Below are 26,573 nucleotides of genomic sequence, written 5' to 3'. Positions count from 1 at the left end.
GCGCATCTGCTAGGATCGGTTCAGGAGGTTACGGACATGAGACGTTTCGCGCTGATCGCCTGCTTCGCGGCGCTGCCGGCCGCGGCCGAAGTGACATCGCCCTCGGGCCGCACGGTCGACTGCTATTGCACCGATAGTCAGGGCGGCCGGGTCGAGATGGGGGAACGCACCTGCCTGTCCGTCGGCGGCCGCGTCTTCATGGCCCGCTGCGACATGTCGCTGAACGTGCCGATCTGGCGGGACACCGGCGAAAGCTGCGTGACCGGCTAGGGCGCGCGACGGTACCGGGTCAGCGCGCGGTAGTTCTTGCGCGGCCCCGTGACCCGCCATCGCACCGACCAGGCGGGCCAGGCCGACCAGTCATAGCGCAGCCGGTACGTATCGGGCGGGCAATCATGCAACGCATCTTGATCCGGGCCGATGCGATGAAAGGGCCTGCCGTCGGAAGAGGACACCGCGATCCCGTCCGAGAAGGCATGCCAGAACGTCTCGCGCCGGGCGGGAAAGGTCCGGCCGTCCTGATGCAGATCGCCCGCCTCGACGCAGCGCATGCGCCCCCCTTCCGGCGTCCAGATCGTCGAACCCAGGAATTGCGCACCTGATCCGTCGGCATGGATCAGCGCCCGTGCCGTCGTCCAGCGGCCGCTCAACGCGGCGAGTCGTTCGGCGGGCAGCATCGGGCGCGGCTTCCTTGCGGGGCGGTCATGCGCATCCTATGACGCGCGCGACCCTGCCGCCACCGGAGAGACCCGCCCCATGATCCCCCGCTATTCCCGCCCCGAGATGGTCGCCATCTGGTCGCCCGAGACGAAGTTCCGCATCTGGTTCGAGATCGAGGCCCATGCCTGCGACGCCATGGCCGATCTGGGAGTGATCCCGAAGGCGAACGCCGAAGCGGTCTGGAAAGCGAAGGATTCGGAGTTCGACGTCGCCCGGATCGACGAGATCGAGGCGGTCACCAAGCATGATGTCATCGCCTTCCTGACCCATCTGTCGGAGATCGTGGGCGCGGATGCGGCGCGGTTCGTGCACCAGGGGATGACCTCGTCCGACGTGCTCGACACGACCCTGAACGTGCAACTGGTGCGGGCGGCGGACCTGCTGATCGCGGACGTGGAGGCGTTGCTGGCCGCGCTGAAGCGCCGGGCGTTCGAGCACAAGGACACCGTCCGCATCGGGCGCAGCCACGGCATCCACGCCGAGCCCACGACCATGGGCCTGACCTTCGCGCGCTTCCATGCCGAGATGGATCGCAACCTGCGCCGCCTGCGCACCGCGCGCGCTGAGGTGGCCACTGGCGCGATCAGCGGTGCGGTCGGGACGTTCGCCAATATCGACCCGGCCGTCGAGGCGCATGTCTGCGCCAAGCTGGACCTGACTCCGGAGCCCATCAGCACACAGGTCATCCCGCGCGATCGCCATGCGGCGTTCTTCGCCACGCTGGGCGTCGTGGCCAGCAGCATCGAGAACATCGCGACCGAGATCCGACACATGCAGCGGACCGAAGTGCTGGAGGCCGAGGAATTCTTCAGCGCCGGGCAGAAGGGTTCGTCGGCGATGCCGCACAAGCGCAACCCGGTCCTGACCGAGAACCTGACGGGCCTCGCGCGGATGGTCCGCGCCGCGGTCGTGCCCGCGCTGGAGAACGTGACCCTCTGGCACGAGCGGGACATCTCGCACTCCTCGGTCGAGCGGATGATCGGGCCGGACGCGACGATCACGCTGGACTTCGCGCTGGCCCGCCTGACCGGCGTGGTCGACAAGCTGGTCGTCTATCCCGAGAACATGTTGGCCAACATGAACAAGTTCCGCGGCCTGGTCATGTCGCAGCGCGTGCTGCTCGCGCTGACCCAGGCCGGCGTGTCGCGCGACGATGCCTATGCCCTGGTCCAGCGCAACGCGATGAAGGTCTGGGAACAGGGCGCAGATTTCCAGACGGAGCTACTGGCCGATGCCGACGTCCGCGCGGCGCTGTCCGAGGACGAGATCCGCGAGAAGTTCGACCTCGGCTATCATACCAAGCATGTCGATACGATCTTCGACCGGGTCTTCGGCGCGGATTGACGCCGCGACATCATGACCGCCGATCGTGATTGGACTGTGCCGGCGGTGACGCTAACCTTACGTCACCCAAACACAGGAGACGGCCATGAAGACACTCAAGACCCTCCTTGCCACGGCGGCGCTGCTGACCGCGCCCGGCCTCGCCCATGCCGAAGGCTGCAATTGGACCAAGCATGAGCAGGTGACCATGTCCTGCGCGCCGGGCACGACGCTCGACGCGGACACGGGGACCTGCGTGGCCGACGTCACCGGCTGATACGGGTCAGGGTCGTCCGGTCTTCATCGGTCGACCCGCGACATAGGTTTGCGCGACGGCCCGGTCGTCGCCCATCATGATCGTCGGAAACACCGCCTCCCACAGGGTGTCGGCACGCGCGGTGCGTTGTGCGATCGCGAACGTGGAATGCAGGTCCAGCACGACCAGATCGGCCATTGCGCCCACTTCCAGACGACCGATCCCGTCGGCATGCAGTGCGCGGGCCGATCCTGCGGTGGCCAGCCATAGAAGTTGTGACGAGTGGAGCGCCTGTCCGCGCAACTGCGCCACCTCGTAGGCGGCCGCCATCGTGCGCAACATCGAAAAGCTGGATCCGCCCCCCGTATCGGTGGCCAGACCCACGCGAAGGCGGCGGGCCAACCCCATGTCGAACAGTCCCGACCCGATGAACGTGTTCGATGTCGGGCAATGGACAAGCGCGGCGCCGACCTCGGCCAGCCTGTCGCGTTCGCGATCGGCCAAGTGGATCGCGTGTCCGAACAGGCTGCGTTCGCGCAACAGGCCGTGCGCCTCGTACGTGTCCAGATAGTCGCGCGCCTCGGGGTGCAGGTCGCGGACCCAAGCGATCTCGTCGACCTGCTCGCTCAGGTGTGTCTGCATCAGGCAATCAGGGCGTTCGGTCCATAGACCCCCGAGGGCGGCAAGCTGGTCGGGAGTGGAGGTTGGTGTGAACCGGGGGGTGATCACGTAAGACGCGCGACCCTGCCCATGCCACCGGTCCAGCAGGGCCTTGCTGTCGTCATACGCACCCTGGGCCGTGTCGCGCAAATCCTCGGGGGCGTTGCGATCCATGCAGGTCTTGCCGGCCCAGATCGCCATGCCCCGGTCGGCCGCCGCGGCGAATATCGCGTCCACGCTTTCGGGGTGGATGGTGCAGAAGCTGCAGGCCGACGTCGTCCCGTTCGCCAGCGCGAGGTCGAGATAGGTGTTCGCGATCCGGGCGGCGTGTTCTGGGTCTCCGAACCGGGCCTCCTCGGGGAAGGTATAGGTCTGTAGCCAGTCGATCAGCCGCTTGCCCCAGGACGCGATGATCGCCGTCTGCGGATAGTGCACATGCGCGTCGACGAAGCCTGGCAGGATCAGGGCCTCGCCATGATCGGCCCGCATCGCATCGGGATAGCGAGTGGACAGGTCGGCCGCCGCCCCCACGTCCACGATGCGCCCGTCTTCGACGACGACGGCGCCGTCGCTGCGGTGGCGCACCACATCTTCGGGCGCCACGATGAACGGGTCGTCGACGAAAGCGAGCGTCTGGCCGGTGATCAGCAGGGTCATGCGCGTCCCCTACCCCGCGGCCGAAATCGCCGCTACCCCTCGCGCGTCACGCGCGTTATCCCCCGCGCAGGAGACGCGCCCGGAGTTTGCCCCATGTCCGACACCGACCCCGAAACCCCAGTCACCCCGGCCGACGAGTTGGATGAGGACGTGGAACTGGACCAACCGCGGTTGCGCCTGGTTCGCGATGCCATCGCCGCCGATGACGGGCCCGCGATCGACGCCCTGCTGGAACCGCTGCACGGCGCCGACATCGCCGACCTCCTGGAACAGCTCGACGATCAGCCGCGCCGCGAATTGCTGCGTTTGTGGTCCGGCGGGATCGACGGCGAGATCCTGTCCGAGCTCGACGAGACCATCCGCGAGGAGATCCTGGCGGAACTGCCCGCCGACGAGGTCGCCGAAGCGGTGCGCGAGTTGGAGACGGACGACGTCGTCGACCTGATCGAGAACCTGGAGAGCGAGACCCAGGCCGACGCGATCCTGGCGTCGCTCGACGATGTCGACCGAGTTGCCGTCCAGCAGGCCCTGACCTACCCCGAATTCTCCGCCGGTCGCCTGATGCAGCGCGAGGTGGTGATCGCGCCGTCGTTCTGGACGGTGGGCCAGGCGATCGACCATTTGCGAAATGCCCCCGACCTGCCGGAGCAGTTCTACCACGTCATCCTGACCGATCCGCGGATGCGGCCCGTGGGTTACGTCACGCTGGGCAAGATCCTGGGCGCCCCCCGGGAGACACCGCTGGCCGAAATCGAGGAGGAGAGCTTCCGCACCTTCGAGGTGACCGATCCGGAAAGCGAGGTCGCCTATGCCTTCAACCAGTACCACCTAATCTCGGCCCCGGTGGTCGATGCGGACGACCGGCTGCTGGGCGTCATCACCATCGACGACGCAATCCGCATTCTGGACGAGGAGGCGGAGGAGGACATCCTGCGCCTGGCCGGCGTCGATGCCGAGGAATCCCTGTCGAACCGCACTTTGGGTGTGGTCCGGCGCCGGTTCCCGTGGCTGGCGGTGAACCTGGTCACGGCGATCATGGCCTCCATCGTGATCTCGCAGTTCGAGGGCGTCATAACCGAAATCGTGGCCCTGGCCGTGCTCATGCCCATCGTGGCGTCCATGGGCGGCAATGCGGGGACGCAATCGCTGACGGTGGCGGTGCGCGCACTCGCTACGCGCGACCTGACCGGGGCGAACGTCTGGCGCGTCATCCGGCGCGAGGTGATGGCCGGGGGCATCAATGGCGTGGCCTTTGCGATCATCATGGGGATCGTCGGCCTGGTCTGGTTCGGCTCGCCCATGCTGGGGGTGGTGATCGCGGTGGCGATGATCATCAACCTGGTCGTAGCGGGCCTGGCGGGCGTCGGCATCCCTGTGGTTCTGGAGAAAGTCGGCATCGACCCGGCCCTTGCCTCGGGCGCGTTCGTGACGACGGTAACGGACGTGGTGGGCTTCTTCGCGTTTCTCGGACTGGCGGCACTCTGGCTGTTGTGACGGGGACGTCGGACCTTTCCGTTCGACCCCTTGACGGTGCCTGCTATGCCGCCGCGTCGAGCAGCGCCTTCGCCGCCCCGCGTGCCGCGTCCGTGACGGTGTCGCCGGCCAGCATGCGTGCGATCTCGTCCACCCGGTCGGTTTCCGCCACCGGGATCACGGTGGATGTCGTGACCTCGCCCGCGACCCGCTTTTCCACCCGCCAGTGATGGGCGCCCAAGGCCGCGACCTGGGGCGAATGTGTGACGACCAGCACCTGCCCCCTATCCGCAAGCGCCCTCAGGCGGCGGCCCACGGCATCGGCGGTTGCGCCGCCGACGCCACGGTCGATCTCGTCGAAGATCATTGTCAGCGACCGGTCGCCGCCGGTCAGGCAGACCTTCAGCGCCAGAAGGAATCGGCTGAGTTCCCCGCCGGATGCGATCTTGTTGAGCGGGCCAGACGGCGCACCGGGGTTGGTCGCCACCTCGAACGCCACGACATCGGCACCATCAGGCCCGGCCGGGCCGGGCACGAGGGTGGTGGTGAAGGTCGCCCGATCCATCTTGAGCGGCGCCAGTTCCGCGCGCATCGCCGCGTCCAGACGCAGGGCGGCATCTGTCCGGGCGCGCGTCAACGCGGCCGACGACGTATCATAGGCGGCTTGGGCTCCCTCGGCCTCCGCCGTCAATTTGGCCAGCCCGCCTTCGGAGGCGTTCAACAGGTCCAGCCGCGCGCGCAGATCGGCGGCGAACTCCGGCAGCGCATCGGGTTGGACGCCGTGCTTGCGGGCGATGGCCCGTATCGCAAACAGGCGTTCCTCTGCGTCCTCAAGCTCGCTCGGATCGAAGCGCAGCGCGTCGAGGCAGCTTTCCACGCCGGCCTGTGCCTCGCCAAGCTCGACCATCGCCCGGTTCAGCGCGTCCATCGCCGGTCCCAGGGCGTCGGCCGCGGCGTGGGCCGCGCCGTCCAGCCACCGGGTCGCGTCCAGCATCTGCCCCTCGGCCCCCTGCGGCCCGATCGCCTGAAGCGCCTTGGCCACGTCGTCGCGGATCTTCTCGGCCCCCTGCATCAGCCGGCGGCGGGTGTCCAACTCGGCCTCCTCCCCCGGCTGTGGATCCAAGCGGTCAAGCTCGTCGACGGCGTGGCGCAGGAAGTCTTCTTCTGCCAATGCCTCCTCGCGGCGTGCCTCGGCGGCGCGGAGGGCCCGGCGTGCGGCGCTGAGGCGCGTCCAGGCCGACCGCACGGCACCCGCGTCGAGCCCGGCAAAAGCGTCAAGCAAGGCCCGGTGGCCATTGACGTCCAACAGACCGCGGTCGTCATGCTGACCATGGAGTTCCAGCAACTTGTCGGACAGCGCCCGTAGCACCTCCCCCGAGACGCGGGAACCGTTGACCCAGGCCGTCTTGCGCCCGTCGCGGGTGTTCACCCGCCGCAACAGAAGTTCGTCCTCCTCGGCGGTGATGTCGTGTTCCGCCAACACGTCGCGCGCCGGATGGCCGGGGGGCAGGTCGAAGGCGGCGGTCACCTCACCCTGATCCGCGCCCTGACGGACCAGTTCCGCCCGCCCGCGCCAGCCCAGGACGAAACCGAGACTGTCGAGCAGGATGGACTTGCCGGCCCCCGTCTCGCCCGTCAAAACGTTCAGCCCCGGCTGGAAGTCGAGCGACAACCGGTCGATGATGAGCATGTCGCGAATTTCCAGGGAGCGGAGCATGGCCGTTAACTAGTATGGCCCACGACGGAAGACGAGCCGTTCGCGCACCCAGCGCACCTTACAGCCAGCGACCCTGGATCGTGCGCCGATAAACGTCGGCAAGCCATCCGCTTCCCCGTGCCTCGGGCGACAGGCCGCGGCCCGTCAATTGCCGATAGGCATCGTCGTAGAATGGCGAGGACCGGAAGTTGTAGCCCAGGATCGCGCCGGCCGTCTGCGCCTCCTCGACCAGGCCGAGCGACAGATAGGCTTCGACCAGACGGGACAGCGCCTCGGGCGTGTGGGTCGTGGTCTGGAATTCCTCGACCACGGCGCGGAAGCGGTTGATCGCGGCCGGGTAATGCCCGCGCTTCAGATAATAGCGTCCGATCTCCATCTCCTTGGCGGCCAGATGGTCGAAGGCGAGGTCGAACTTCAGGATCGACGATCGTGCGTATTCGCTGTCGGGATAACGTTCGATCACGGTCCGCAAACTCTGCAGCGCCTGGAAGGTCAGCCCCTGGTCGCGACCGACCTGGTCGATCTGGTCGTAGTAGCTGAGCGCAAGGAGATATTGCGCATAGGCCGCGTCCTCATCGGCCGGGTAGAAGTCGATGAACCGCTGGGCCGCGGCGCGTGCGTTCTCGTAGTCGCGATCCTTGTGGTAGGCGAAGGCCTGCATGATCAGGCCGCGCTTGGCGAAGTCGGAATAAGGATAGAGGCGTTCAACCTCGGCAAAGAGCGCGGCGGCATCGTCGGCGTCGCCACGCGCCAGCTCAAGTTCCGCGCGCTGGAATATCTGATCCGGAGCCGTGTCCTCGAGCGCAAGCTCGTCGCCGCCGCCACAGGCGGTCAGGACGCCGACGAGCGCAAGTGTCGCCAATGGTTTGCCACGTCGCGCCAGTCGCCGATCCGTCATGCGTCCATTCCCTGCCCGTGCCCGTCCGGGCTTGGCCGCACCTTAATCGAGCCTCCGAGGGCTGTGAAGCGGTCCACGGCGAAAAGCCCGTCAGAGATGCGCGAACACATCCTTCTCGAGGCCCGCGCCAGGAAGCAGGTGGCATTCGGCCGCGCCGAGCGTCCGGATCCGGTAGGCCAGCGGGTCGGCGAAGAGCGCCCGCAGCACGCGGTTGGTCATCGCGTGACCGGCCCGCACGCCCGTGTAACGCCCCAGGATCGGCGCGCCGGCCAATGCCAGATCGCCCAACGCGTCCAGCATCTTGTGGCGTACCGCCTCGTCGGAATGGCGGAAACCTTCGGGGTTCACGACCCGGGCCCCGTCGATGACGACGGCATTCATCAAGCTGCCGCCCAACGCCTTCCCGACGGCATGCATGGCATCGACATCCGACTGACGGCAGAAGGTCCGGCTGTCGCACAACTCACGCACGAAGGTGCCGTTCGACAGACGCAGGACCTTGTGCTGACGACCGATCGCCGGGTCCGCGAAGTCGATGGAGAAATCGATCTCCAACTCGGAAGCGGGGGTCAACGTGGCGCTGGCCGTCCCGTCGGAGACATGCACCCGGCGAAGCACCTCGATCGCATGGACGGGGGCGTCCAGGCGCCGGATGCCGGTGCGCAGGATGGCGCGCACGAAATCGGCCGCCGATCCGTCGAGGATGGGAACCTCGGGGCCGTCGATCTCCAAGATGGCGTTCAGGATGCCGCAACCCGACAGGGCGGCCATCACATGTTCGACCGTCGATACGGACACACCGGCCTCGTTCACCAGCAGCGTGCAGAGCGGCGACGTCTCAACGGCGTCGTGGCGGGCGGGGATCATGTTGTTGCCGTCGATATCGGTGCGACGGAACCAGATGCCGTGATGCGCGGGGGCGGGATGAATGCTAAGACGGGCAGAGCGCCCGGCATGGAGGCCGACGCCATCGAAGCGGATGATATTCTTGACGGTCGTTTGCATCTGTCTGCCTCGATCCATTTCAGGTCGCGCCGCTTGCGGGCGCTTTCGCCTGAGTGTCAGCTACGCAGCGTCCGCCGTCCTTGCAATTCAACGGTGGTTACGGCCTGAAACAGCACGGGCCCCGGCGACGGCAGCTTTCTGCCGAAAGTGCCGAATTCGACGAATAATCGAATAAGATCAATATGAGATCGGTGTGACAGACGCTCGGGCGCAGGGAATTCGCCCATCAGACGTGAACGTCCAGTCCGCAGAATTCGCCCCCCCGGACATGAGAACGGCGGCCCTTCCGGGCCGCCGTCGGTCGTGAATCACCCAAGGAGGGGGGGTGAGTCAGTTCGCCTGCCGACGCAGGAACGCCGGAATTTCGATACGTTCGTCCTCCGGCTCCGCCTGGGGGGCGGGGGCCTGTGCGGCCGTGGCGGGACGTTCGGCCGGAGTGTCGGCCCCGGTGCCGGTCATTCGATTGATCAGCGAGCCGATCCCGAACCGCGGGTTGCCGTCGACCTGTGCGTGACGGGCCGACGGCACGTTCGCGGTGCGGCGTTCGCCGTTCAGCACCGCAGCACGCAGGCGGTCCATCGCCTCGGGCGAGGGGGCACCGGACGGACGCGGGGCCGTGAAGGCCGCCGCCGCAGGCTCGGCCGCATGGTGGACCGGCTGCACAGGTGCGGGCGTGTAGGCCGGCGGCGGCAGTTGGTCGTCCTGCGCCTCGTTGAAGAAGCTCTCCGCGGCTTCGGCCTCCTCGGCCTCCTGCTGATCGACGGCATCGAAGAAATTGGGCGTCGCAGGCTCCGCGCGCGCAGCTTCGGCCGCGACCGGCTCGGGCGCCGGTTCGAGCTGCGGCGCGACGTTGGCGGCTGCCGCGGCACGGGTATCGGCCGGCGCGGCCGCATCGGCCAGACGGCGGCGCGGCATGGGCGCGGCGTCGGACGAGGCCGAGGCGTCAATGCCCGTCGCCACGACGGACACGCGCATCACGCCTTCCATGTCGGGGTCCAGGGTCGAGCCGACGATGATGTTGGCGTCCTCGTCCACTTCCTGGCGGATACGGTTCGCGGCCTCGTCCATCTCGAACAGGGTCAGGTCGTGCCCGCCGGTGATGTTGATCAGCACGCCCTTCGCGCCCTTCAGCGACAGCTCGTCCAGAAGCGGGTTGGCGATGGCCTTCTCGGCGGCCTCGACGGCGCGCTCGTCGCCCTCGGCCTCGCCGGTGCCCATCATCGCCTTGCCCATCTCGTCCATGACCGAGCGGACGTCGGCGAAGTCGAGGTTGATCATGCCCGGACGCACCATCAGGTCGGTCACGCCCTTGACGCCCTGATAGAGCACATCGTCGGCCATCGAGAACGCCTCGGTGAAGGTCGTCTTCTCGTTGGCGAGGCGGAACAGGTTCTGGTTCGGGATGATGATCAGCGTGTCGACGACCTTCTGCAGGGCCTCGACGCCCTCCTCGGCCTGGCGCATTCGCTTGGAGCCTTCGAACTGGAACGGCTTGGTCACGACGCCGACGGTCAGGATGCCCAGCTCGCGCGCGGCCTGCGCGATGATCGGGGCCGCACCGGTGCCGGTGCCGCCACCCATGCCAGCGGTGATGAAGCACATGTGCGCGCCGGCCAGACGGTCCACGATCTCCTCGATCGTCTCCTCGGCGGCGGAGGCGCCGACCTGCGGGCGGGCGCCGGCGCCCAGTCCCTCGGTCACGCGGGCGCCGAGCTGGATACGGGCCTGCGCGTGGTTCTGGGCCAGGGCCTGCGCATCGGTATTGGCGACGACGAACTCGACGCCCTCCAGATCTTTCTGGATCATGTTGTTGACGGCATTGCCCCCTGCGCCGCCGACACCGAATACGGTGATGCGCGGACGCAGATCGAGTTCGCCGGCCCCGCCGGGCATGGTGAGGTTCAATGTCATGTGCTCAGTCCACCTGTGATGTTGGGCCCTGCCTCAGGCCATCTGTACCGCGTTTCCCGCATTATTGTTGTTCAAGCGTAACGGCTTTGCGGAACTCCGTCACCCCAAAATCGAATCGGTCCCGCCCAATTGTGGCGAAAAAGTGTCGCCCCTTACCAGTTGTCCCGAAACCACCGCACCGCACGCCGCAGGCTGCGGCCGGAGCTGCGGATCGGGACGGCCTCGAAATCCCAGAACTCGTCCTGCGGCTCGGCTCCCTGCATGCACAGTCCGACGCAAGCTGCAAAGGCCGGACCCTTCGCGGCCTCGGGCAAACCATGCACCCGAAGCGGTCGGCCAAGCCGCACCTGATTGCCCAGGATGCGCGCTGCGAGGCCGTCCAGACCGGGGATCTGCGAGGCTCCGCCGGTGAGGACAATCCGCTGGCTCGGCAGGTCATTGAACCCGGCGGCATCCAGCCGCACACGCGCCTCCTCCAGGATTTCCTCGACCCGCGGCCGGATGATCCCGATCAGTTCGGTCCGCGTCACCGACCGGCGGTCGTGGTGCCAGTCGCCGGTATCGGCCTCGAGCGCGATCAGTTCGCGGTCGTCCATCCCGGTGGCGTGGACGCCGCCGTAACGCGTCTTGATCATTTCGGCGGTGGCGGCGGGGATACGCAGGCCCTGGCTTATGTCGGAGGTCACGTGGGCCCCGCCGAACGGCACCGTGTCGGCAAAGACCATGTGCTTGCGCATGAAGATCGAGATACCGGTCGTGCCACCGCCCATGTCGATGCAGGCGGCGCCCAGTTCCTTTTCGTCCTCGACCAGCGCGCTGGTGGCCGCCGCATAGGGCGCCGAAGCCAGCCCCGCCAATTCCAGGTCGCAGCGATGGATACAGGTCAGCAGGTTCTCGATCGCATGCGCGTCGACCGACAGCAGATGCATGTCGGCGCGCAGCATCTCACCGGTCTGGCCGCGCGGGTCGCGCAGCGTGGTGCGGTGATCGATGCCGAAATTGACCGGCTGCGCGTGCAGCACCTCGCGTCCCGGCCCGATATCGGGCGTGTCGATCGACGACAGGACGCGGCCCACGTCGTGCACGCTGCACGGCCCGGATTCCAGCATCACCTCGCCTGCCAGCGGATAGGAGGCCGGCCGCCCGCCCGAGAAGCACGCGATCACGTGGTCGACACGCACGTTCGCCATCTTCTGCGCGCCCTGAATGGCGGTGCGGATCGCGCGCTCCGTCTCAGGCATGGCGTCGACTTCGCCCTGACGGATCCCGCGCGAGCGGGTGGTCGTTGCGCCGATGACACGGAAGTTCGACTGCCCCGCCATGTGGCCCACGCCTTCGCCCTGGGGGGTATTCTCCTCGAAGCGCAGGATCAGGCAGGCGGTCTTGAAGGTGCCGACGTCCAGGATGGCGACGACGCCCCGCTGCAGGGCGGCCTGACGCTTGCGCCGCATGGCGCGTTGGGCATGGAACAATCGGCTCATTCGGTTCCCTCGGTAAGTGACAGTCGTTCCAGATCCTGAAGCCGCCGCAGTTCCTCGCGGGCGGGCTCGGACAGGCGCAGGACGGGGCGGTCGGGCAGGCGCAGGTCGACCATCGCGACATCGCGCGCCAGCACGTCCTTTGCCGCGTGCATGGCAAGCGCCCGGTCCAGCGCGGCCGCGGGGCCGATCTCCGGCAGGGCGATGCGCTGGTCGCGGGTCAGCACGACGTCCCACCTGCGATTGCCGATCCGGGTCAGACCGACCAGACGGTCGGTGATCGGGGCCGCCGCGTCGATCAGGGCCAGTGCCTCGGGCACGTGGGCATCGGCCCCCTCGCCCGCGACCAGCGGCAGCGCGCCGGCGGTGGACAGATCGTCCAGCGTGGCGACCCGGTGCCCGGTGGCGTCCAGGATCTCGACGCCCCGATCCCGCTGCCAGGCGACGGCCGGCTGACGTTCCGTGATCTTCAGCAGCAGCACGCCGCCCGCCTTGATCCGCACCTCGGCGTCGAGAACCGGGTCCAGTTCCAGAAGGAGGGTGCGCAGGGCATCCATGTCCAACTGGAACTGCGACAGCGGCAGGTCGATCGGCAGCGCTTCCTGGATGTCGGATTGCAGGTCCTCGCTCGCGCCCTCGATGCGCAGCAGGCTCACGGTGAATTCCGGGCGGTCCTGGATCGAGGTCACCATCCGGTCCCAGCCGTCGATGATGGCGGTGATCCGCTCCGCATCGTTGATGTACCAGGTGAACAAGAACACGAAGCCGAAGCTGGGGATGCCGGTGCGGACCAGCGCGCGGAACAGCGGCGTCAGCCACAGCCGATGCATCCGGTACTGCCACTTGCTGGGCGCGGGGTCCGAGGCGGCACGCCGCTTCACCGGTCGCACGAGGCGTCCTCCACCAGCTGGCGACACAGGCCGGCGAAGTCGATCCCGTCATGCGCGGCCTGTTCGGGCGTCAGCGAGGTGGGTGTCATGCCAGGCTGGGTGTTCGTCTCCAGCAGGATCAACCCGTCGAGCCCCCGTGCTTCGTCCCAGCGGAAATCCGTCCGGCTGAGGGAACGGCAGCCCAGCGCCTTGTGCGCCCGCATCGCGTAGGACCGGCAAGCGGCGAAGATGTCGGCCGGCACATCCGCGGGCAGCGTATGGCGGCTTCCTCCGGTCTCGTACTTGGCGGCGTAGTCGTACCACCCGTCGGTATGGATCTCCGTCACGGTCAGGGCGCGGTCCATCAGGACGGTGCAGGTCAGTTCGCGCCCCGGGGCATAGGTCTCGACCATCACTTCGGCGGGCATGGTCTCGGCCAGCTGCGGCGGCGCGTTTGCACCCTCGGCCACGATGTAGATCCCGACCGAGGAGCCTTCGTTGTTGGGCTTGACCACGTAGGGCGGCGGCAGGACGTGCCGCGCCATCGCGTGGGCCTTCGGAACGATGCGGCTTTCGACAACCGGCAGGCCGGCGGCACGGTAGATGTCCTTCGTCCGGGCCTTGTCGAGTGCCGTGGCCGACGCCAGCACGCCGGAATGCGTGTAGGGGATCCGGTGCCATTCCAGCAGACCCTGGATCGCGCCGTCCTCGCCCCATCGGCCATGGAGCGCGTTGAACACCGCGTCCGGCGCAATCTGTTGCAGGCGCGCCACGACGTCGGGGCCCGCGTCGAGCTCCGTCACCTGATAGCCGGCCTCGCGCAACGCGTCCGCGCAGCCGCGACCGGTCGAGAGGCTGACCTCACGTTCCGAAGACGGGCCGCCCATCAGGACGGCGACGTGCTGGGGTGTCCTGCCCGACATACCCAAAATCCTGCGCCTCGCCGGGTCTTTTATGCCTCGGCTTGTTCTTGTCGCCCCGACCTCTCCGGGCCGTTACGGGTCCGCGGGTTCTCCGACCCGCATGATTTCCCACTCTAGCGTCAATCCGCTTGTCTCGAAAACCTTTTTCCGCACGTCCTCGCCCAATCCTTCCAGGTCCGCGGCCGTGGCGCCCCCGTTGTTGACGAGGAAGTTGGGATGCTTGGGCGACATGACGGCCCCGCCCCGCGTCGCGCCCCGCATTCCGGCGTCGTCGATGACCTTCCAGGCCTTCAGATCGTGTACGTCATCGGCGCGCCCAGTGCTGCTGAACCCCGCCGGATTGCGGAACGTGCTTCCCGCGCTGCGGTCCTTGGTGGGCTGGCTCTCGTCCCGGCGGGCCAGTTGGTCGGCCATCCTGGCCTCCAACGCGTCCGGGTCCCCCGGATTGGCACGGAACGTCGCCTGCGTGACGATGCAGCCCTCGGGCAGATCCGAATGGCGATAGCCGAAGTTCAGGTCCGCCGCCGGGATCGTCACCGGATCGCCCGACCGCGTGACCGCCTGCACCTCGATCAGGTGGTCGGCGACATAGCTGCCATAGCACCCCGCGTTCATGCGGACCGCGCCGCCGATACTGCCCGGAATGGTTCGCAGGAAGGTCAGGTCCAGGCCCGCCTGCGCCGCCTTTCGCGCGACATGCGCGTCCAGCGCGGCGGCACCGGCGGCCACGGTGTTGGTGCCCGTCTCGATCCTGTTGAAGCCGCGGCCCAGACGCACGACCACGGCACGCAGGCCGCCGTCGCGCACGATCAGGTTGGACCCCACGCCCATGGGGAACACCGCGACATCATCGTCCAGCGCACCCAGGAAATCGCGCAGGTCATCGTCATCCGCCGGCTGGAACAGCGCATCGGCCGGGCCACCGACCCGCAGCCAGGTCAGATCGGCCAGCGAACGGTTTTCGGTTAAGGTGCCGCGCACGGGAGGGTAGGTCATAGGATGCGGGTTCTGGCCCAGCGGTAGAGATAGATCAACGGCCATCGCAGCACGCTGGCCATGACCACGAGGCCCAGAAGCGCCAGCCACGGCGAGGACTGCGCCAGCCAGACCAGGATCGGGATGCCCACCGCGATCAGGACATAGGCCGCCGGCCAGGACTGCCGCGCCGTCAGGACCACCATCAGCACCCATGCCACCACGACCCAGAGGCACAACGCGATCAGCGCCATGCGTCAGGCCGCCAGGCGTCCGGGCAGGTCGTTGGCCCAGGCCGAGATCGTGCCCGCGCCCAGACAGACGACGATGTCGCCGGCGCGGGCCTGCTCGCGCACGAGGCGTTCCAGGTCGTCCTCGTCGGTCACGGCGCGGGCATGGCGGTGCCCGGTACGGATGAGCCCGGCGACCAGGTCGTCGCGACCGGCCCCCTCGATCGGATCCTCGCCCGCGGCGTAGATGTCGGCGATGCCCACCACGTCGGCATCGGCGAAGCATCCGCAGAAATCGTCGAACAGGTCGTGCAGTCGGGAATAGCGGTGCGGCTGATGGACGGCGATGACGCGCCCGGTGTCGCCGATGCTCTGACGCGCGGCCTTCAGCACGGCGGCGATCTCGACCGGGTGGTGGCCGTAATCGTCGATGATCGGCACGCCGTTCCATTCGCCCACGCGGGTGAAGCGGCGGTTGACCCCGCCGAACGCGGCGAGGCCCTCGCGGATGACGTCCTTCGGAACCCCGAGTTCGCGCGCAACGGCCACCGCCGACAGCGCGTTCGACACGTTGTGGTCCCCCGGCATCGGCAGGCGGCAATCCTCGATCATCGCCTCCTCCGCCTGAAGCTGGATGTCGAAATGCGCCACGCCTGCCTCGTAGCGCAGGTTGACGGCGCGCACGTCGGCCTGCGCGTTGAACCCGAAGGTCACGATCCGCCGGTCGGTCACGCGCCCCACGAGCGCGCGCACCTCCGGGTGGTCGGTGCAGCAGATGGCAAGCCCGTAGAACGGGATGTTCGAGACGAAATCGGTGAAGCCGCGGCGCAGGTTCTCGATATCGCCCCAGTGTTCCATATGCTCGGGGTCGATATTGGTGACGATGGCGATCGTGGCAGGCAGGCGGTTGAAGGTGCCGTCGCTCTCGTCGGCCTCCACCACCATCCACTCGCCCTGCCCCATCCGGGCGTTCGAGCCGTAGGCGTGGATGATGCCCCCGTTGATGACGGTCGGATCCTCCTGCCCCGCATCCAGCAGCGCGGCGACCATCGTGGTGGTCGTGGTCTTGCCATGCGTACCGGCGACGGCGATGTTCGACTTCATCCGCATCAGCTCGGCCAGCATCTCGGCACGGCGAACCACCGGCAGACCGCGCGCGCGCGCGGCGTCGAGTTCGGGGTTTCCCGGCTTGATCGCCGAGGAAATGACCACGACCTCGGCCTCCTCCAGGTTCTCGGCCCGCTGCCCGACGAAGATGCGGGCCCCGAGGGACGCCAGGCGATCGGTGATCTTCGACCCCTTCAGGTCGGACCCCTGAACGGAATAGCCATGGCTCAGCAGGACCTCGGCGATGCCGGACATGCCGATGCCACCGATGCCGACGAAGTGGATGGGGCCCATCTGCTGGGGCAGCTTGGTCGCGTTCATCGGGTCTGGCTCACGTATTGGACGAGGTCTGCAAGGCGGGAGGCGGCGTCGGGGACGGCCACGGAGAGGGCCGCGCGCGCCATGCGCGACGCCCCCTGCGGGTTCGAGAGGATCAGTTCGGCCTGCTCGGCGAGGCTTTCGGCGGTCAGCTTGGACTCGGGGATCACGATCGCCGCGCCGGCCTCCGACAGTCCGCGTGCGTTGACCGTCTGATGGTCGCCCGCCGCGACCGCGTAGGGGATCAGGATCGCGGGCCGGCCGATCACCGACAGGTCCGCGACGGTCGAGGCCCCGGCCCGCGAGATCACGAGCTGCGCATCGGCCATGCGCGTCGGGATGTCGTCGAAGAAGCTCTGCACCACGGCCGAAATATCCGCCGTATCATAGGCCGCGACGACGCGCTCCTCGTCTTCGGGCCGCGCCTGATGGGCGACGCGCAGATGACGGCGAAGATCGTCGGGCAGACGCGACAGCGCGTCGGGCACCGCATCCGACAGGATCCGCGCACCCTGGCTGCCGCCGATGACGAGGACCGACATCGGATGGTCGCCGGGCGCGATGTAGGGGCTCTCGGCGCGCTTGTGGATCGCGGCGCGGACCGGGTTGCCGGTATGCGCGCCCTCGACGCCTTCGGGCAGGTCCGTAGGCCAGGTGCCGCAGGCGAAGGCATCGACGCGAGTGGCGAAGATGCGGTTGACGCGGCCGGGCACGCCGTTCTGTTCGTGAATGATGCGCGGCAGCTTCATCATTACCGCGGCCGCCATCGCCGGGACCGCCGGATATCCGCCGAAACCCGCAACCAGCGTCGGGCGGTCGCGCCGGAACGCCCAAAGCGCGCGCAGGACCCCGCCCGTCAGCTTGAACGGAACGCCGGCCTTGGACGCCAGGCCGCCGCGGGCGAAGGTGGCCGAGGGCATGACCTCGATATCGACATCTTCGGGGAAGCCGCCCGCGTACCGTGCCCCGCGATCATCGGTCGACAGCCTGACCCGCCAGCCGCGCGCCAGCATCTCCTCCGCCAGGGCCTGGGCGGGGAACATGTGGCCGCCGGTGCCTCCGGCGGCGATGACGATCAGGGGTTGGGTCATCTGAATCCGTTCGACAGGAGATGGTCCCCGATCTCGGACTGGGGCCGCGTCCGGGTGAAGCACAGCAGCATCCCCGTCAACAGCCCCATCGCGATGAGCGAGGAGCCGCCATAGCTGACGAAGGGCAGCGTCATGCCCTTAGCTGGCAGGATGCGGACCGCAACGCCCAGGTTGATGAAGGCCTGACTGGCCAGCAGGACCGTCAGACCCGTGCCGGCCAGCCGGATGAACAGGTCACGCTCGACGCAGAGGCGCAGCAGGCAGCGCGCCGAGATGAAGCAGAACAGCGCCACGATGAACAGGACCATGAGGAGGCCGTATTCCTCGGCCGCGACGGCGATGATGAAATCGGTATGGGCATCGGGCAGGATCCACTTGACCCGCCCCTCGTTGACGCCGGTGCCGAGGAAGCCGCCCTCGCGGATCGCGTCGATAGCATAGCCCATCTGCGTGCGCGGATCGACGTCGGGCGACAGGAAGCCGTCGATCCGGCGGGCAAAATGCTCCGAGTTGTTGTAGGCGATGACGCCGGCCAAGGCGACGCAGCCCATCACCGCGGTCAGCAACACGATGGGCGCGCCCGCGACGAAGTAGATCGACGACCAGGCGACGACCGTCAGCATCGCCTGCCCGAAATCGGGCTGCAGCGCCAGGAAGACAATGACCACGACGAGGATCGCGAAGCTGAGGACCCGACCCGGGGGGCCGCCCGGCTCGGACGCGGAGGCCATCAGCCAGGCCGACATGATGACGAAGACCGGCTTCAGAAACTCTGACGGCTGCACCGATGCGAAGCCCAGAGAGTACCAGCGCGTCGCCCCCTTGCCGAAATCGGTCCCGAACACCGGCAGCAGTATCAGCGCGGCGGCCGCGGCGAAGAACCCGAGCACGCCGAGACGGCGAATGACCTGCGGCGAGAGCATCGACGTCCCGATCATCACCACGAAGGCGAGAGTTCCGAATACGGCCTGCCGATAGACGTAATGGAACGGCGGAAGTCCGTTGCGTTCGGCCAGGGGAACGCTGGCCGCGAAACCCAGCAGGAGACCGATTGCGAACAGCAGGACCAGCGCGCCCAGCACGCCCTTGTCCAACGTCCGCCACCAACGGGATACGATGGCCTCGCCCGGTAGGACGACGACCGCGCCATGCGCGATTTCTGTCATTGGTCCGCCTGCACTGCTACTGCCCCTGCCCGTTTTCCGGGTCTGATGCGGGCAGTCTAGCGCAGCGATTCGCGTCGCGCCAGCCTTTATCCCTTGACTTCGTGGTCGCGGACCAGTTGTGACGGCTGCCAAAGTTCGACCGGATTGCCTTCCGGGTCGTGGATGCGCGCGAAACGACCGACATCCGAATTCCAGTCCGGGTCGGTCGTCACCGCGATCCCCGCCCCTTCCAGTTGCGCGATCATCCGGTCCAGATCCGGCACCCTGAAATTGATCATCCAGCGTCGGTCCGCGTCGAAATAATCGCTGGTCTCGGGGAACGCGGCGAAAATCGTCGTGCCGCCCGCCTGCGACCAGTGGCCGTGTTCGGCGGCAATTCCGAGATGCCTCTCGTACCATGCCCCGAGCGCATCGGGATCGCGGGCGCGGATAAAGACGCCCCCGATGCCTTCGACCTTCTCCATGACGCATCCTCCCCTCGGGGCAACGCTAGCATGGATCGGCGACGTCAGCCCAGAACGTCGGCGATCTTGGCCTTGGCGGATTCGGGGTCCTCGCCGTATCCGATCAGGTCGACAACGCGGCCTTCGGGGTCGAGGACGAAGATCGACGCGTAGTGGTCGAGCGTATAGTCCCCCTCGCCCAAAGGACGCTTCTGCCAGTAGACACGCCAGCTGCGCGCCATGTCCCAGACCTTTTCGGGCTCGCCGGTGATGCCGATGATGCGGTCCGATTGCGGTTCCAGATAGTCCTTGAGGAACTGCGGCGTGTCGCGCTCGGGATCGACGGACACGAAATAGGCACCGATCTCGCCCTCGCCCACGTCGAGGTCCAGCAGCCACGTCTCCATGTCGTAGACGGTCGTCGGGCAGACCTCGGGACAGTGGGTGAAGCCGAAGAACAGAAGGCTCGGCCGTCCCTCGAACGCGGCCTCGGTGATCTCGTTGCCGTCATGATCCACCAGCTCGAACGGGGCGCCGAGGTCGGTCGCCACGACCGAGGGCGTGCGCGCCTCCATCACCTGGCGCAGCGCCACGCCGGCCCCGAGGGCCAGGATCGCGACGCCCAGGGCGAACAGGATCGTACGGGTGCGCGTCACCGTCCTAGTTCCCGGTCTGGGTCGCGTCTTCGCCGTGACCCTTCATGCCGTGATCCATCGTTCCGGCCTCTTCGAGCGTGGCCCGGATCTCGCCCAGCGTAAGGACGGGAAACTCGACCACGACGTCGCCCGCCTCCGCGAAGGTGAGTGTCATTTCATACGCCTCGCCCGCCGTCAGGGGTTCGCTCAACCCCATCAACATGAGATGCAGCCCCCCCGGCTGAAGATAGACGGTTTCGCCGGCGGGAACGGCAATGCCGCCCTCGACCTCCGACATCTTCATCACGCCGTCTTCCATTTCCATCTTGTGAAGCTGCACCTCGCCCACGAAATCGGCGTCGATCGTCGCCGTTGTCAGCACGTCGTCGGCATCCCCCATGTTGGCGATCGTCATGAACCCGCCGGCCACGGGGGCGGTCGGCGGCGTGTCACGCAGCATCGGCAGGCTGATCTGCAAATCGCCATGCGCGATGTCCGCATAGGCCGGGCAAACGGTCACAAGGAGAAGGGCGAAAATGCGGGTCATGGAACGCTCCGATCGACTTTGGACAGGTGCGACATGGCAGTCCGCACACTGGCCCGCAAGCGGGACATGGCGCCGCAACCCCACGATGGCGAAACGTCGCGGCCCTAGTTGCCGTAGGCGACCGATGGCAGCCAGGTCGTCAGCGCCGGGAACGTGAACACGATGGCCAGCCCCAGAAGCTGCAGCAGCACGAACGGCACGACACCGCGATAGATGTGGCCCAGCGTGACGCCTGGCGGGCAGACCCCCTTGAGGTAGAACAACGCGAATCCGACAGGTGGTGTCAGGAACGATGTCTGCAACGTCACCGCGACCAGGATCGCGAACCAGACGACCGACGGATCCTGCACTTGCCCGAAACTCGGGACGGCCAGTTCGAGGCCCAGGATCACCGGCAGCATCAGCGGCATGATGATGATCGTGATCTCGATCCAGTCCAGCAGGAACCCCAGCAGGAAGATAATGAATAGGATAAAAAGGACGATCGCATAGGGGTTGTCGAAGGTGCCGAGGACGTGGCTCTGCACGATCTCGTCGCCCTTGTAGCGCCGCAGCACCAGCGCGAAGAAGTTCGCGGCCAGGAAGATACCGACGATATATCCGGCGGTGTTCAGGGTGGAGCGGCCGACCTCGCGGAAGACCTTGAAGTTCAGCTTGCCGTTCATCGCGGCCAACGCCGTCGCCCCTGCCGCGCCCAGGCCCGATGCCTCGGTCGGGGTGGCGATGCCGGCGAAGATCGACCCCAGCACCAGCAGGATCAACAGCATCGGCGGCACGACCGCCAGCAGCACCTCGCGAACGACGGGCCAGCCGACATGGTCCGACTTCTCCGGCGCCGGCATGGAGCCCGGCGAGACCAGGCCGAACACGATGATGAACAGGATGTAGAGCCCGCCCAGGATCAGCCCCGGGAACAGCGCGCCCATGAACAGATCGCCCAGGCTGATGGCCAGCTGGTCGGACATGATGACGAGCATGATCGACGGCGGAATCAGGATGCCCAGCGTGCCTGCACTGGCGATGGTGCCCGTCGCGATGGGCTTGGCGTAATTCTGCTGCATCATCGCCGGCAGGGCCATCACGCCAAGCAGCGTCACCGACGCGCCGATCACGCCGGTCGAGGCGGCGAGGATGATCCCGATCAGCAGAACCGTCAGCGAGAGGCCGCCGCGGAGGCCGCCGAACAGCTTCTGCATGGCATGCATCATCCGCTGGGCGACGCCGGACTGGTCGAGCATCAGGCCCATGTAGATGAACATCGGCAACGCCACGAGGACCGGGCTCTTGACGATACCGCCGAAGAGGCGGCCCGACAGGACGCTCAGCTTCTGATAGTCGATCCCGGTGCGCTGAAACTCGATCACGTCGCGAAACGCACTTCGGAACGGGTCGAGGAAGATCTCGGCGAAGAGCGCGAAGATGAGCGAGACGCCCACCAGCGCCATCGCGACGGGAACGCCGCGGAACAGAAGCCAGATGAAGGACAGGAAGATGACCAGCACGGCCAGTTCGTTCAGGGTCATGACCCGGCCGACAAACTCGAGGATGAACATGGCTCAGATTTCCTCGGACTTGTCGCGCATCAGATAGGCGGCGGCGATGATCAGGACCGTCGCGATCAGGGCCGCGGCGACGGTGTATTTCATTTCCTCCGGCCCGATCGCGAAGGTGTCGAAGAACCAGTGGCGCTGCGCCTGCCGCGCGGTGGTGCCCGCCTCGGAGGTGAGCAGCACGATGCCCAGCGCCGCGTAATAGATCACCAGGTTGACCGCGAACGCGACGGCCGGGAACGCGAAGAGCAGCTTGCGCCACCAGAGCGGCGGCACCAGCCGCGCGAGGTTGCGCACATAGGCCGACCATGTCGCGACCGCGATCAAGATGAAGCTGACATTCATGAATACCTTGAGGAGGTAGAGATGGTGCAGCCCGTTCGGACTGTCCGACCCCTCGCCCGCCTTGACCGAGCTGATGGCGTAGCCCAGCGTCGTGTCCCAGCACAGGATGATGAACGGCAAAAACAGCCAGGCCAGCGCGAAGATGTCGATCTTGCGCTGCTTGGCGGGAGGGTAGTGATCGTAGAAGATGTCGACGCGCACATGACTGTTGGTGGTCACGGCGTAGGCGATCCCGACCAGCACCGCCGCCCCGTAAAGCCACCACTGCAGGTCGTCCAGCCATGCCTGGTTGTAGCCCGCCCCCCGCAGGACGACCTGCGAGCAGATGGCCACCATCAGGATCGGGAACAGCCAGGCGAACACGTTCGACACGGCGACGACGAAACGGTCGCCGCGATTGTGCTCCGCGCGCCCGACCTCGCCCGGATCGGAGATCGCCACGATGGGCGCGTCATCGGCGACGGGTTCCGGTTTCACGGCCTGTGACATGCTGCCTCCCTCGCCCGGGCGCTATGGATATCGCCCGGACGGCGGCGGCCGTCCGGGTTGCGGGGCCCGCGGGGGGGCCGGATCGGTTCGGATCAGTTGCGCGGACGGGGCAGGTAGATGTTGTTGCCCCATACGGCATAGCCCTCGCGGAACTCCTGCAGGTCGTCCCAGACCTCCTTGAAGAACGCGTCCTCGGCGGCCAGTTCCATGGCGACCTCATCCCACGCCGCCTCGAACGCCTTGAGCTGATCCGGGGTCCAGTTCTTGATCTGGACGCCAAACTCCTCGACGTTCTGCTGCATGGCCGGGAAGTTGACGGCCTCGCCCTCGGCGAAGTTGTCCGACACGTTGGCCAGGCACGCCACCTCGATCTGGCGCTGCGACCGCTCGTCCAGCTCCTCCCACACGTCCTTGTTGATCAACAGCTCGAACATGGTCGACGGCTGGTGCCAGCCCGGGAAGTAGTTGAACTTGGCGATGTTGTAGAAGCCCAGGTTGGCGTCCACGATCGGCATCGAGAACTCGGTCGCGTCGATCGCACCGCGTTCCAGTGCCGGGAAGATGTCGCCGCCCGCCAGAAGTGAGGTCGACACGCCGAGCTTCTGCATCACTTCGGCGCCCAGGCCGAAGAACCGCATGTTCAGACCCCGGAGATCCTCGAGCGAGGTGATCTCCTCCTTGAACCAGCCGGACGTCTCGGGCGCGTACATGCCGCAGAGCGTGACGTGGACGTTGTAGCCGTTGTCGTCATACATCTGCTGGAAGTACGTCATGCCGTCGTCGTAGAGCATCCAGGCCAGCATCTCGCCGGGTTCGGGACCGAACGGCACGGCGGCGAACAGTCCGGCCGCGCTCATCTTGCCCTGCCAGTAGCCGGACGTCGTGTAGGCCGCGTCGACCGACCCGTTGGACACCGCATCCAACGCCTCCAGCGTCGGGACGAGTTCGCCGGGGTTGAAATGCTCGAACTCGACGGATTCACTGATCCCGTTGATCTTGTCGACGAAGTTGACGCCCGCCGTTCCCAGCACCGGCAGGTTCTGCGCGAATGCCGAAGTCATCTCCAGCACATCCTGCGCCTGCGCCCCGGTGCCGATCAGCGCGGACGTCGTGGCGAGTGCGATTGCCTTGAGTTTCATATGGTTCCCTCCCTGTAGAGACCGTTCGATTGGGTGTCGTTGCACCCGATTGACGACCCCTCCCGGGTCATCTGGTCATTTTTCCTTACCGATTTTGCCATTTCAAAGCCAGCGAAAATCCGCAGGCCGGCCTCCGCGACCGCTCCGTTAGACATCGACCTCGGCGAAGGTGGTGACTGTCTTGCGCCGGATCATCTCCTTCACCGTGCGATCGAACTCCTTGTAGTGCGGCGTCTGATGGTGCGCGTCGAACCCCGCCCGATCATCGTAGATCTCGTAGAGGAATATCTCGCCCGGACGTTCCGGGTCCGACAGCACGTCGAAGCGGTTGCATGCGCTCTCGCGTCGGGACGCGCGGGCATTGGCCATCATCGCGGGCATGAAATCGTCCTGATGATGCGGAAACACTTCGATCGTGACGGTGACGGCGAACATGCTATTCCTCCCCTGCGCGGCGCGTCTTGCCGCGAGAGTGACGCCTTGGGGGGCCCCATGTCCAAGACTTTCGAGATCGCCGTCTTCCACGGAGACGGGATCGGCCCCGAGATCATGGCTCCGACGCTGCGCCTGCTGAAGGGGCTCGGCCACGACTTCGCCTTCACCGACTGCCCCGCCGGCGCCGCGAGCTACCTGGATTGTGGCTTTGACCTGCCCGATGAATCGCTGCGTCGCGCGCGGCGGGCAGATGCGATCCTGCTCTCGGCCCTGGGCGATCCCAAGATCCGCTACCCCGACGGGACCGAGATGACGCCCCAAATCGACATCCGCATCGCGCTCGACCTCTATGCCGGGGTGCGTCCGGTCCGGGTGGTGCCGGGCATGCGCACGCCGCTGGCACTCGCCCCGGACGCGGCGATCGATTTCGTCCTCGTCCGCGAGTCCACGGAAGGCCTGTTCCACACGCAGGGCAAGGGCCGGGTCGAGGCCGACTTCGCCGAGGAGACGCTGCGCATCACGCGGGACACGACCACCCGGGTCTGCGACTTCGCGTTCCGCCTGGCGGCGGCGCGCAAGGCCGACGGCCATCCGGGCCGCGTCACCAGCGTGGACAAGGCCAACGTCTTCCGCGCCTTCGCGTTCTGGCGTGACATCTTCGACCGGGTCGCCGCGGGGTATCCCGACCTCACGGCAGATCATGCGTATGTCGATGCCATGGCCCTGTGGATGGTGCAGCGACCGGGCAGCTGGGATGTGATGGTGACCGAGAATATGTTCGGCGACATCCTCTCCGACCTGGGCGCGGGGTTGATGGGGGGCCTCGGCATGGCGCCCTCGGCCGATATCGGCGACGATCATGCCGTGTTCCAGCCCTGCCATGGATCGGCGCCCGACATCGCCGGCCGCGGCATCGCGAACCCGTTTGCGATGATCCTGTCGGCGGGCATGATGCTCGACTGGCTGGGACGCCGTCACGACGTACCCGCGATGGTGGCCGATGCGGGGCGTCTGCGGGACGCCGTGGATGCCTGCCTCGCCGCGGGCGAGACGACGGGCGATCTGGGCGGCACGCTGAACACCGAGGCCGCGGCCGACGCGGTGATGGCGCGGCTGTGACGCTGCGCGTCGGGCTGCTGGGCCTGGGATATTTCGCGGGCTACCACGCCGATGCCTGGCGCCGGATCGAGGGGGCCGAACTGGCGGCGACCTGCGACGCCGATCCGGCCCGCGGCGCCGATCACGTTCGGCTGGACGACATGCTGGCGAAGCGGCCCGACATCGTCGACATCGCCACCCCGCCCCAGACGCATGCAATGGCCATTCGCCAGGCGCTGGACGCGGGCCCCCGCGCGATCATCTGCCAGAAGCCGTTCTGCACCTCGCCCGAGGAGGCCGCGTCGATGGTGACCGCCGCCGAGGCGGCCGGCATCCCCCTGATCGTGCACGAGAACTTCCGCTTTCAGCCCTGGTTCCGCGCGATGAAGACGGCGCTGGACGATGGCGCCGTCGGCCGCCCCTTGAACCTGACCTTTCGCTTGCGGCCCGGCGACGGACGCGGGCCGGACGCCTATCTGGCCCGGCAACCCTATTTCCAAACAATGCCCCGTTTCCTCATCCACGAAACCGGCGTCCACTATCTCGACACGTTCCGCTTCCTGTTCGGCGAACCCGACGGCATCTATGCCGACCTGCGCCGCCTGAACCCCGCCATTCGTGGCGAGGATGCCGGCCATGTCATCCTGGACTACGGAACCGGTCAGCGGGCGATGCTCGACGGCAATCGCCTGGTGGATTTCGAAACCGACGATCCCCGCCGCACCTTCGGCGAGGCATGGTTGGAGGGCGACGAGGCTGTGCTGCACCTGGCCGGGGATGGTGGTGTCACCTGCCGCGCGCATGGCTGGACCGACGCGCGCACCGTGCTGCCCGCGCGCGACCGTCCGGGCTTCGCCGGCGACTGCGTTTACGCGCTGCAGTCCCATGTCGTCGCCGCGCTGACGGGGGATGGCGAGTTGGAGAACGAGGCCCGGGACTACCTGCGGGTCATGCAGCAGGTGGAGCTTTGCTATGCGTCCGCCGCCGCCAAATGCCGGCTTCCGGTCGAATACGACGAGAATCTGCAGCGTCCCGTTACGGCATGAGGTGGCCGCTTAACCCTTTCCTTACGATCGCCGCGTTAGGCCAGCCGGGACGACCGGATCCGAACCCCG

At 67.1% G+C, this 26,573-nt stretch carries 27 protein-coding genes; 6 read left to right on the top strand and 21 right to left on the bottom strand.

Annotation, left to right across the window (positions count from 1 at the left end):
- Nucleotides 1-36 precede the first annotated feature (36 nt).
- Nucleotides 37-270, top strand: coding sequence for a hypothetical protein (locus MWU52_RS00725; RefSeq protein WP_246948284.1), 234 nt, complete (start codon nt 37-39; stop codon nt 268-270).
- On the opposite strand, the gene MWU52_RS00720 is transcribed toward MWU52_RS00725, so the two are convergent.
- Nucleotides 267-677, bottom strand: a complete 411-nt coding sequence (locus MWU52_RS00720; protein WP_246948283.1) for a DUF6314 family protein — start codon at nt 675-677, stop codon at nt 267-269. The genes MWU52_RS00725 and MWU52_RS00720 overlap by 4 nt on opposite strands.
- A 79-nt stretch (nt 678-756) precedes the next feature.
- Here MWU52_RS00720 and purB point away from each other — a divergent pair, with 79 nt between their 5' ends.
- Nucleotides 757-2,064, top strand: coding sequence for an adenylosuccinate lyase (gene purB, locus MWU52_RS00715; RefSeq protein ID WP_246948282.1), 1,308 nt, complete (start codon nt 757-759; stop codon nt 2,062-2,064).
- 85 nt (nt 2,065-2,149) lie between these two features.
- Nucleotides 2,150-2,320 (top strand): adenylosuccinate lyase, encoded by a 171-nt coding sequence (locus tag MWU52_RS00710; protein ID WP_246948281.1) that lies wholly within the window; start codon nt 2,150-2,152, stop codon nt 2,318-2,320.
- Nucleotides 2,321-2,326: 6 nt separating this feature from the next.
- Here MWU52_RS00710 and guaD read toward each other — a convergent pair whose 3' ends face one another.
- Nucleotides 2,327-3,616, bottom strand: coding sequence for a guanine deaminase (gene guaD / locus MWU52_RS00705; protein ID WP_246948278.1), 1,290 nt, complete (start codon nt 3,614-3,616; stop codon nt 2,327-2,329).
- A 93-nt stretch (nt 3,617-3,709) separates the two neighbouring features.
- Here guaD and mgtE point away from each other — a divergent pair, with 93 nt between their 5' ends.
- The gene (gene mgtE / locus MWU52_RS00700) at nt 3,710-5,110 is read left to right on the top strand and encodes a magnesium transporter (RefSeq protein WP_246948270.1); all 1,401 of its coding nucleotides are present in this window, start codon (nt 3,710-3,712) and stop codon (nt 5,108-5,110) included.
- Between the two features lie 43 nt (nt 5,111-5,153).
- On the opposite strand, the gene recN is transcribed toward mgtE, so the two are convergent.
- From recN to MWU52_RS00605, 19 genes are all read right to left on the bottom strand, one after another.
- Nucleotides 5,154-6,806: a DNA repair protein RecN gene (gene recN, locus MWU52_RS00695; RefSeq protein ID WP_246948266.1), complete on the bottom strand. Its 1,653-nt coding sequence runs from the start codon at nt 6,804-6,806 to the stop codon at nt 5,154-5,156.
- A gap of 58 nt (nt 6,807-6,864) precedes the next feature.
- Nucleotides 6,865-7,704, bottom strand: a complete 840-nt coding sequence (locus MWU52_RS00690) for an outer membrane protein assembly factor BamD (protein ID WP_246948264.1) — start codon at nt 7,702-7,704, stop codon at nt 6,865-6,867.
- 90 nt (nt 7,705-7,794) lie between these two features.
- Nucleotides 7,795-8,709: a UDP-3-O-acyl-N-acetylglucosamine deacetylase gene (gene lpxC / locus MWU52_RS00685; protein ID WP_246948262.1), complete on the bottom strand. Its 915-nt coding sequence runs from the start codon at nt 8,707-8,709 to the stop codon at nt 7,795-7,797.
- Nucleotides 8,710-9,039: 330 nt separating this feature from the next.
- Nucleotides 9,040-10,620: a cell division protein FtsZ gene (ftsZ, locus tag MWU52_RS00680; RefSeq protein WP_246948260.1), complete on the bottom strand. Its 1,581-nt coding sequence runs from the start codon at nt 10,618-10,620 to the stop codon at nt 9,040-9,042.
- A gap of 152 nt (nt 10,621-10,772) precedes the next feature.
- Complete coding sequence (gene ftsA, locus MWU52_RS00675; protein WP_246948258.1) at nt 10,773-12,101, bottom strand: cell division protein FtsA; 1,329 nt, start codon at nt 12,099-12,101, stop codon at nt 10,773-10,775.
- Entirely contained in the window at nt 12,098-12,988 is an 891-nt protein-coding gene (locus MWU52_RS00670) for a cell division protein FtsQ/DivIB (RefSeq protein ID WP_246948257.1), read from the bottom strand. Before MWU52_RS00670 ends, ftsA begins: the two co-directional genes overlap by 4 nt.
- On the bottom strand, nt 12,976-13,890 hold the full coding sequence (locus MWU52_RS00665; RefSeq protein WP_246948254.1) for a D-alanine--D-alanine ligase: 915 nt from the start codon (nt 13,888-13,890) through the stop codon (nt 12,976-12,978). The genes MWU52_RS00670 and MWU52_RS00665 overlap by 13 nt, the downstream gene beginning before the upstream one ends.
- Before the next feature lie 72 nt (nt 13,891-13,962).
- A complete protein-coding gene (gene murB / locus MWU52_RS00660; RefSeq protein ID WP_246948252.1) occupies nt 13,963-14,886 on the bottom strand; it encodes a UDP-N-acetylmuramate dehydrogenase in 924 nt (307 codons plus the stop codon).
- Entirely contained in the window at nt 14,883-15,119 is a 237-nt protein-coding gene (locus MWU52_RS00655) for a DUF2484 family protein (protein ID WP_246948249.1), read from the bottom strand. Before MWU52_RS00655 ends, murB begins: the two co-directional genes overlap by 4 nt.
- Nucleotides 15,120-15,122: 3 nt before the next feature.
- Nucleotides 15,123-16,523: a UDP-N-acetylmuramate--L-alanine ligase gene (gene murC / locus MWU52_RS00650; RefSeq protein ID WP_246948246.1), complete on the bottom strand. Its 1,401-nt coding sequence runs from the start codon at nt 16,521-16,523 to the stop codon at nt 15,123-15,125.
- Entirely contained in the window at nt 16,520-17,611 is a 1,092-nt protein-coding gene (gene murG / locus MWU52_RS00645) for an undecaprenyldiphospho-muramoylpentapeptide beta-N-acetylglucosaminyltransferase (RefSeq protein WP_246948243.1), read from the bottom strand. Before murG ends, murC begins: the two co-directional genes overlap by 4 nt.
- Nucleotides 17,608-18,777 carry a putative peptidoglycan glycosyltransferase FtsW gene (locus MWU52_RS00640; protein ID WP_246948241.1) on the bottom strand — a complete coding sequence of 390 codons (1,170 nt, stop codon included), beginning with the start codon at nt 18,775-18,777 and terminating at the stop codon, nt 17,608-17,610. Before MWU52_RS00640 ends, murG begins: the two co-directional genes overlap by 4 nt.
- A gap of 86 nt (nt 18,778-18,863) precedes the next feature.
- A complete protein-coding gene (locus tag MWU52_RS00635) occupies nt 18,864-19,241 on the bottom strand; it encodes a VOC family protein (protein ID WP_246948239.1) in 378 nt (125 codons plus the stop codon).
- 44 nt (nt 19,242-19,285) lie between these two features.
- Entirely contained in the window at nt 19,286-19,876 is a 591-nt protein-coding gene (locus tag MWU52_RS00630) for an SCO family protein (RefSeq protein ID WP_246948237.1), read from the bottom strand.
- 4 nt (nt 19,877-19,880) lie between these two features.
- On the bottom strand, nt 19,881-20,402 hold the full coding sequence (locus MWU52_RS00625) for a copper chaperone PCu(A)C (RefSeq protein WP_246948235.1): 522 nt from the start codon (nt 20,400-20,402) through the stop codon (nt 19,881-19,883).
- 104 nt (nt 20,403-20,506) lie between these two features.
- The gene (locus tag MWU52_RS00620; RefSeq protein WP_246948232.1) at nt 20,507-21,955 is read right to left on the bottom strand and encodes a TRAP transporter large permease subunit; all 1,449 of its coding nucleotides are present in this window, start codon (nt 21,953-21,955) and stop codon (nt 20,507-20,509) included.
- A 3-nt stretch (nt 21,956-21,958) separates the two neighbouring features.
- Entirely contained in the window at nt 21,959-22,786 is an 828-nt protein-coding gene (locus MWU52_RS00615) for a TRAP transporter small permease subunit (protein WP_246948228.1), read from the bottom strand.
- A 92-nt stretch (nt 22,787-22,878) separates the two neighbouring features.
- Nucleotides 22,879-23,925: a TRAP transporter substrate-binding protein gene (locus tag MWU52_RS00610; RefSeq protein ID WP_246948225.1), complete on the bottom strand. Its 1,047-nt coding sequence runs from the start codon at nt 23,923-23,925 to the stop codon at nt 22,879-22,881.
- Between the two features lie 147 nt (nt 23,926-24,072).
- Nucleotides 24,073-24,360 (bottom strand): putative quinol monooxygenase, encoded by a 288-nt coding sequence (locus MWU52_RS00605; RefSeq protein WP_246948222.1) that lies wholly within the window; start codon nt 24,358-24,360, stop codon nt 24,073-24,075.
- A gap of 57 nt (nt 24,361-24,417) precedes the next feature.
- On the opposite strand from MWU52_RS00605, the gene MWU52_RS00600 reads away from it, so the two are divergent.
- Together MWU52_RS00600 and MWU52_RS00595 are read left to right on the top strand one after the other, a co-directional pair.
- On the top strand, nt 24,418-25,479 hold the full coding sequence (locus MWU52_RS00600; RefSeq protein WP_246948221.1) for an isocitrate/isopropylmalate family dehydrogenase: 1,062 nt from the start codon (nt 24,418-24,420) through the stop codon (nt 25,477-25,479).
- Nucleotides 25,476-26,504 (top strand): Gfo/Idh/MocA family oxidoreductase, encoded by a 1,029-nt coding sequence (locus MWU52_RS00595; RefSeq protein ID WP_246948218.1) that lies wholly within the window; start codon nt 25,476-25,478, stop codon nt 26,502-26,504. Before MWU52_RS00600 ends, MWU52_RS00595 begins: the two co-directional genes overlap by 4 nt.
- The last annotated feature ends 69 nt before the right edge of the window (nt 26,505-26,573 follow it).

Origin of the sequence: Jannaschia sp. S6380, from assembly GCF_023015695.1 — a bacterium.
Classification (GTDB): domain Bacteria; phylum Pseudomonadota; class Alphaproteobacteria; order Rhodobacterales; family Rhodobacteraceae; genus Jannaschia.
The sequence above is the reverse complement of the archived record's forward strand: the minus strand, read 5'-3'. Positions and strand labels throughout refer to the sequence as shown.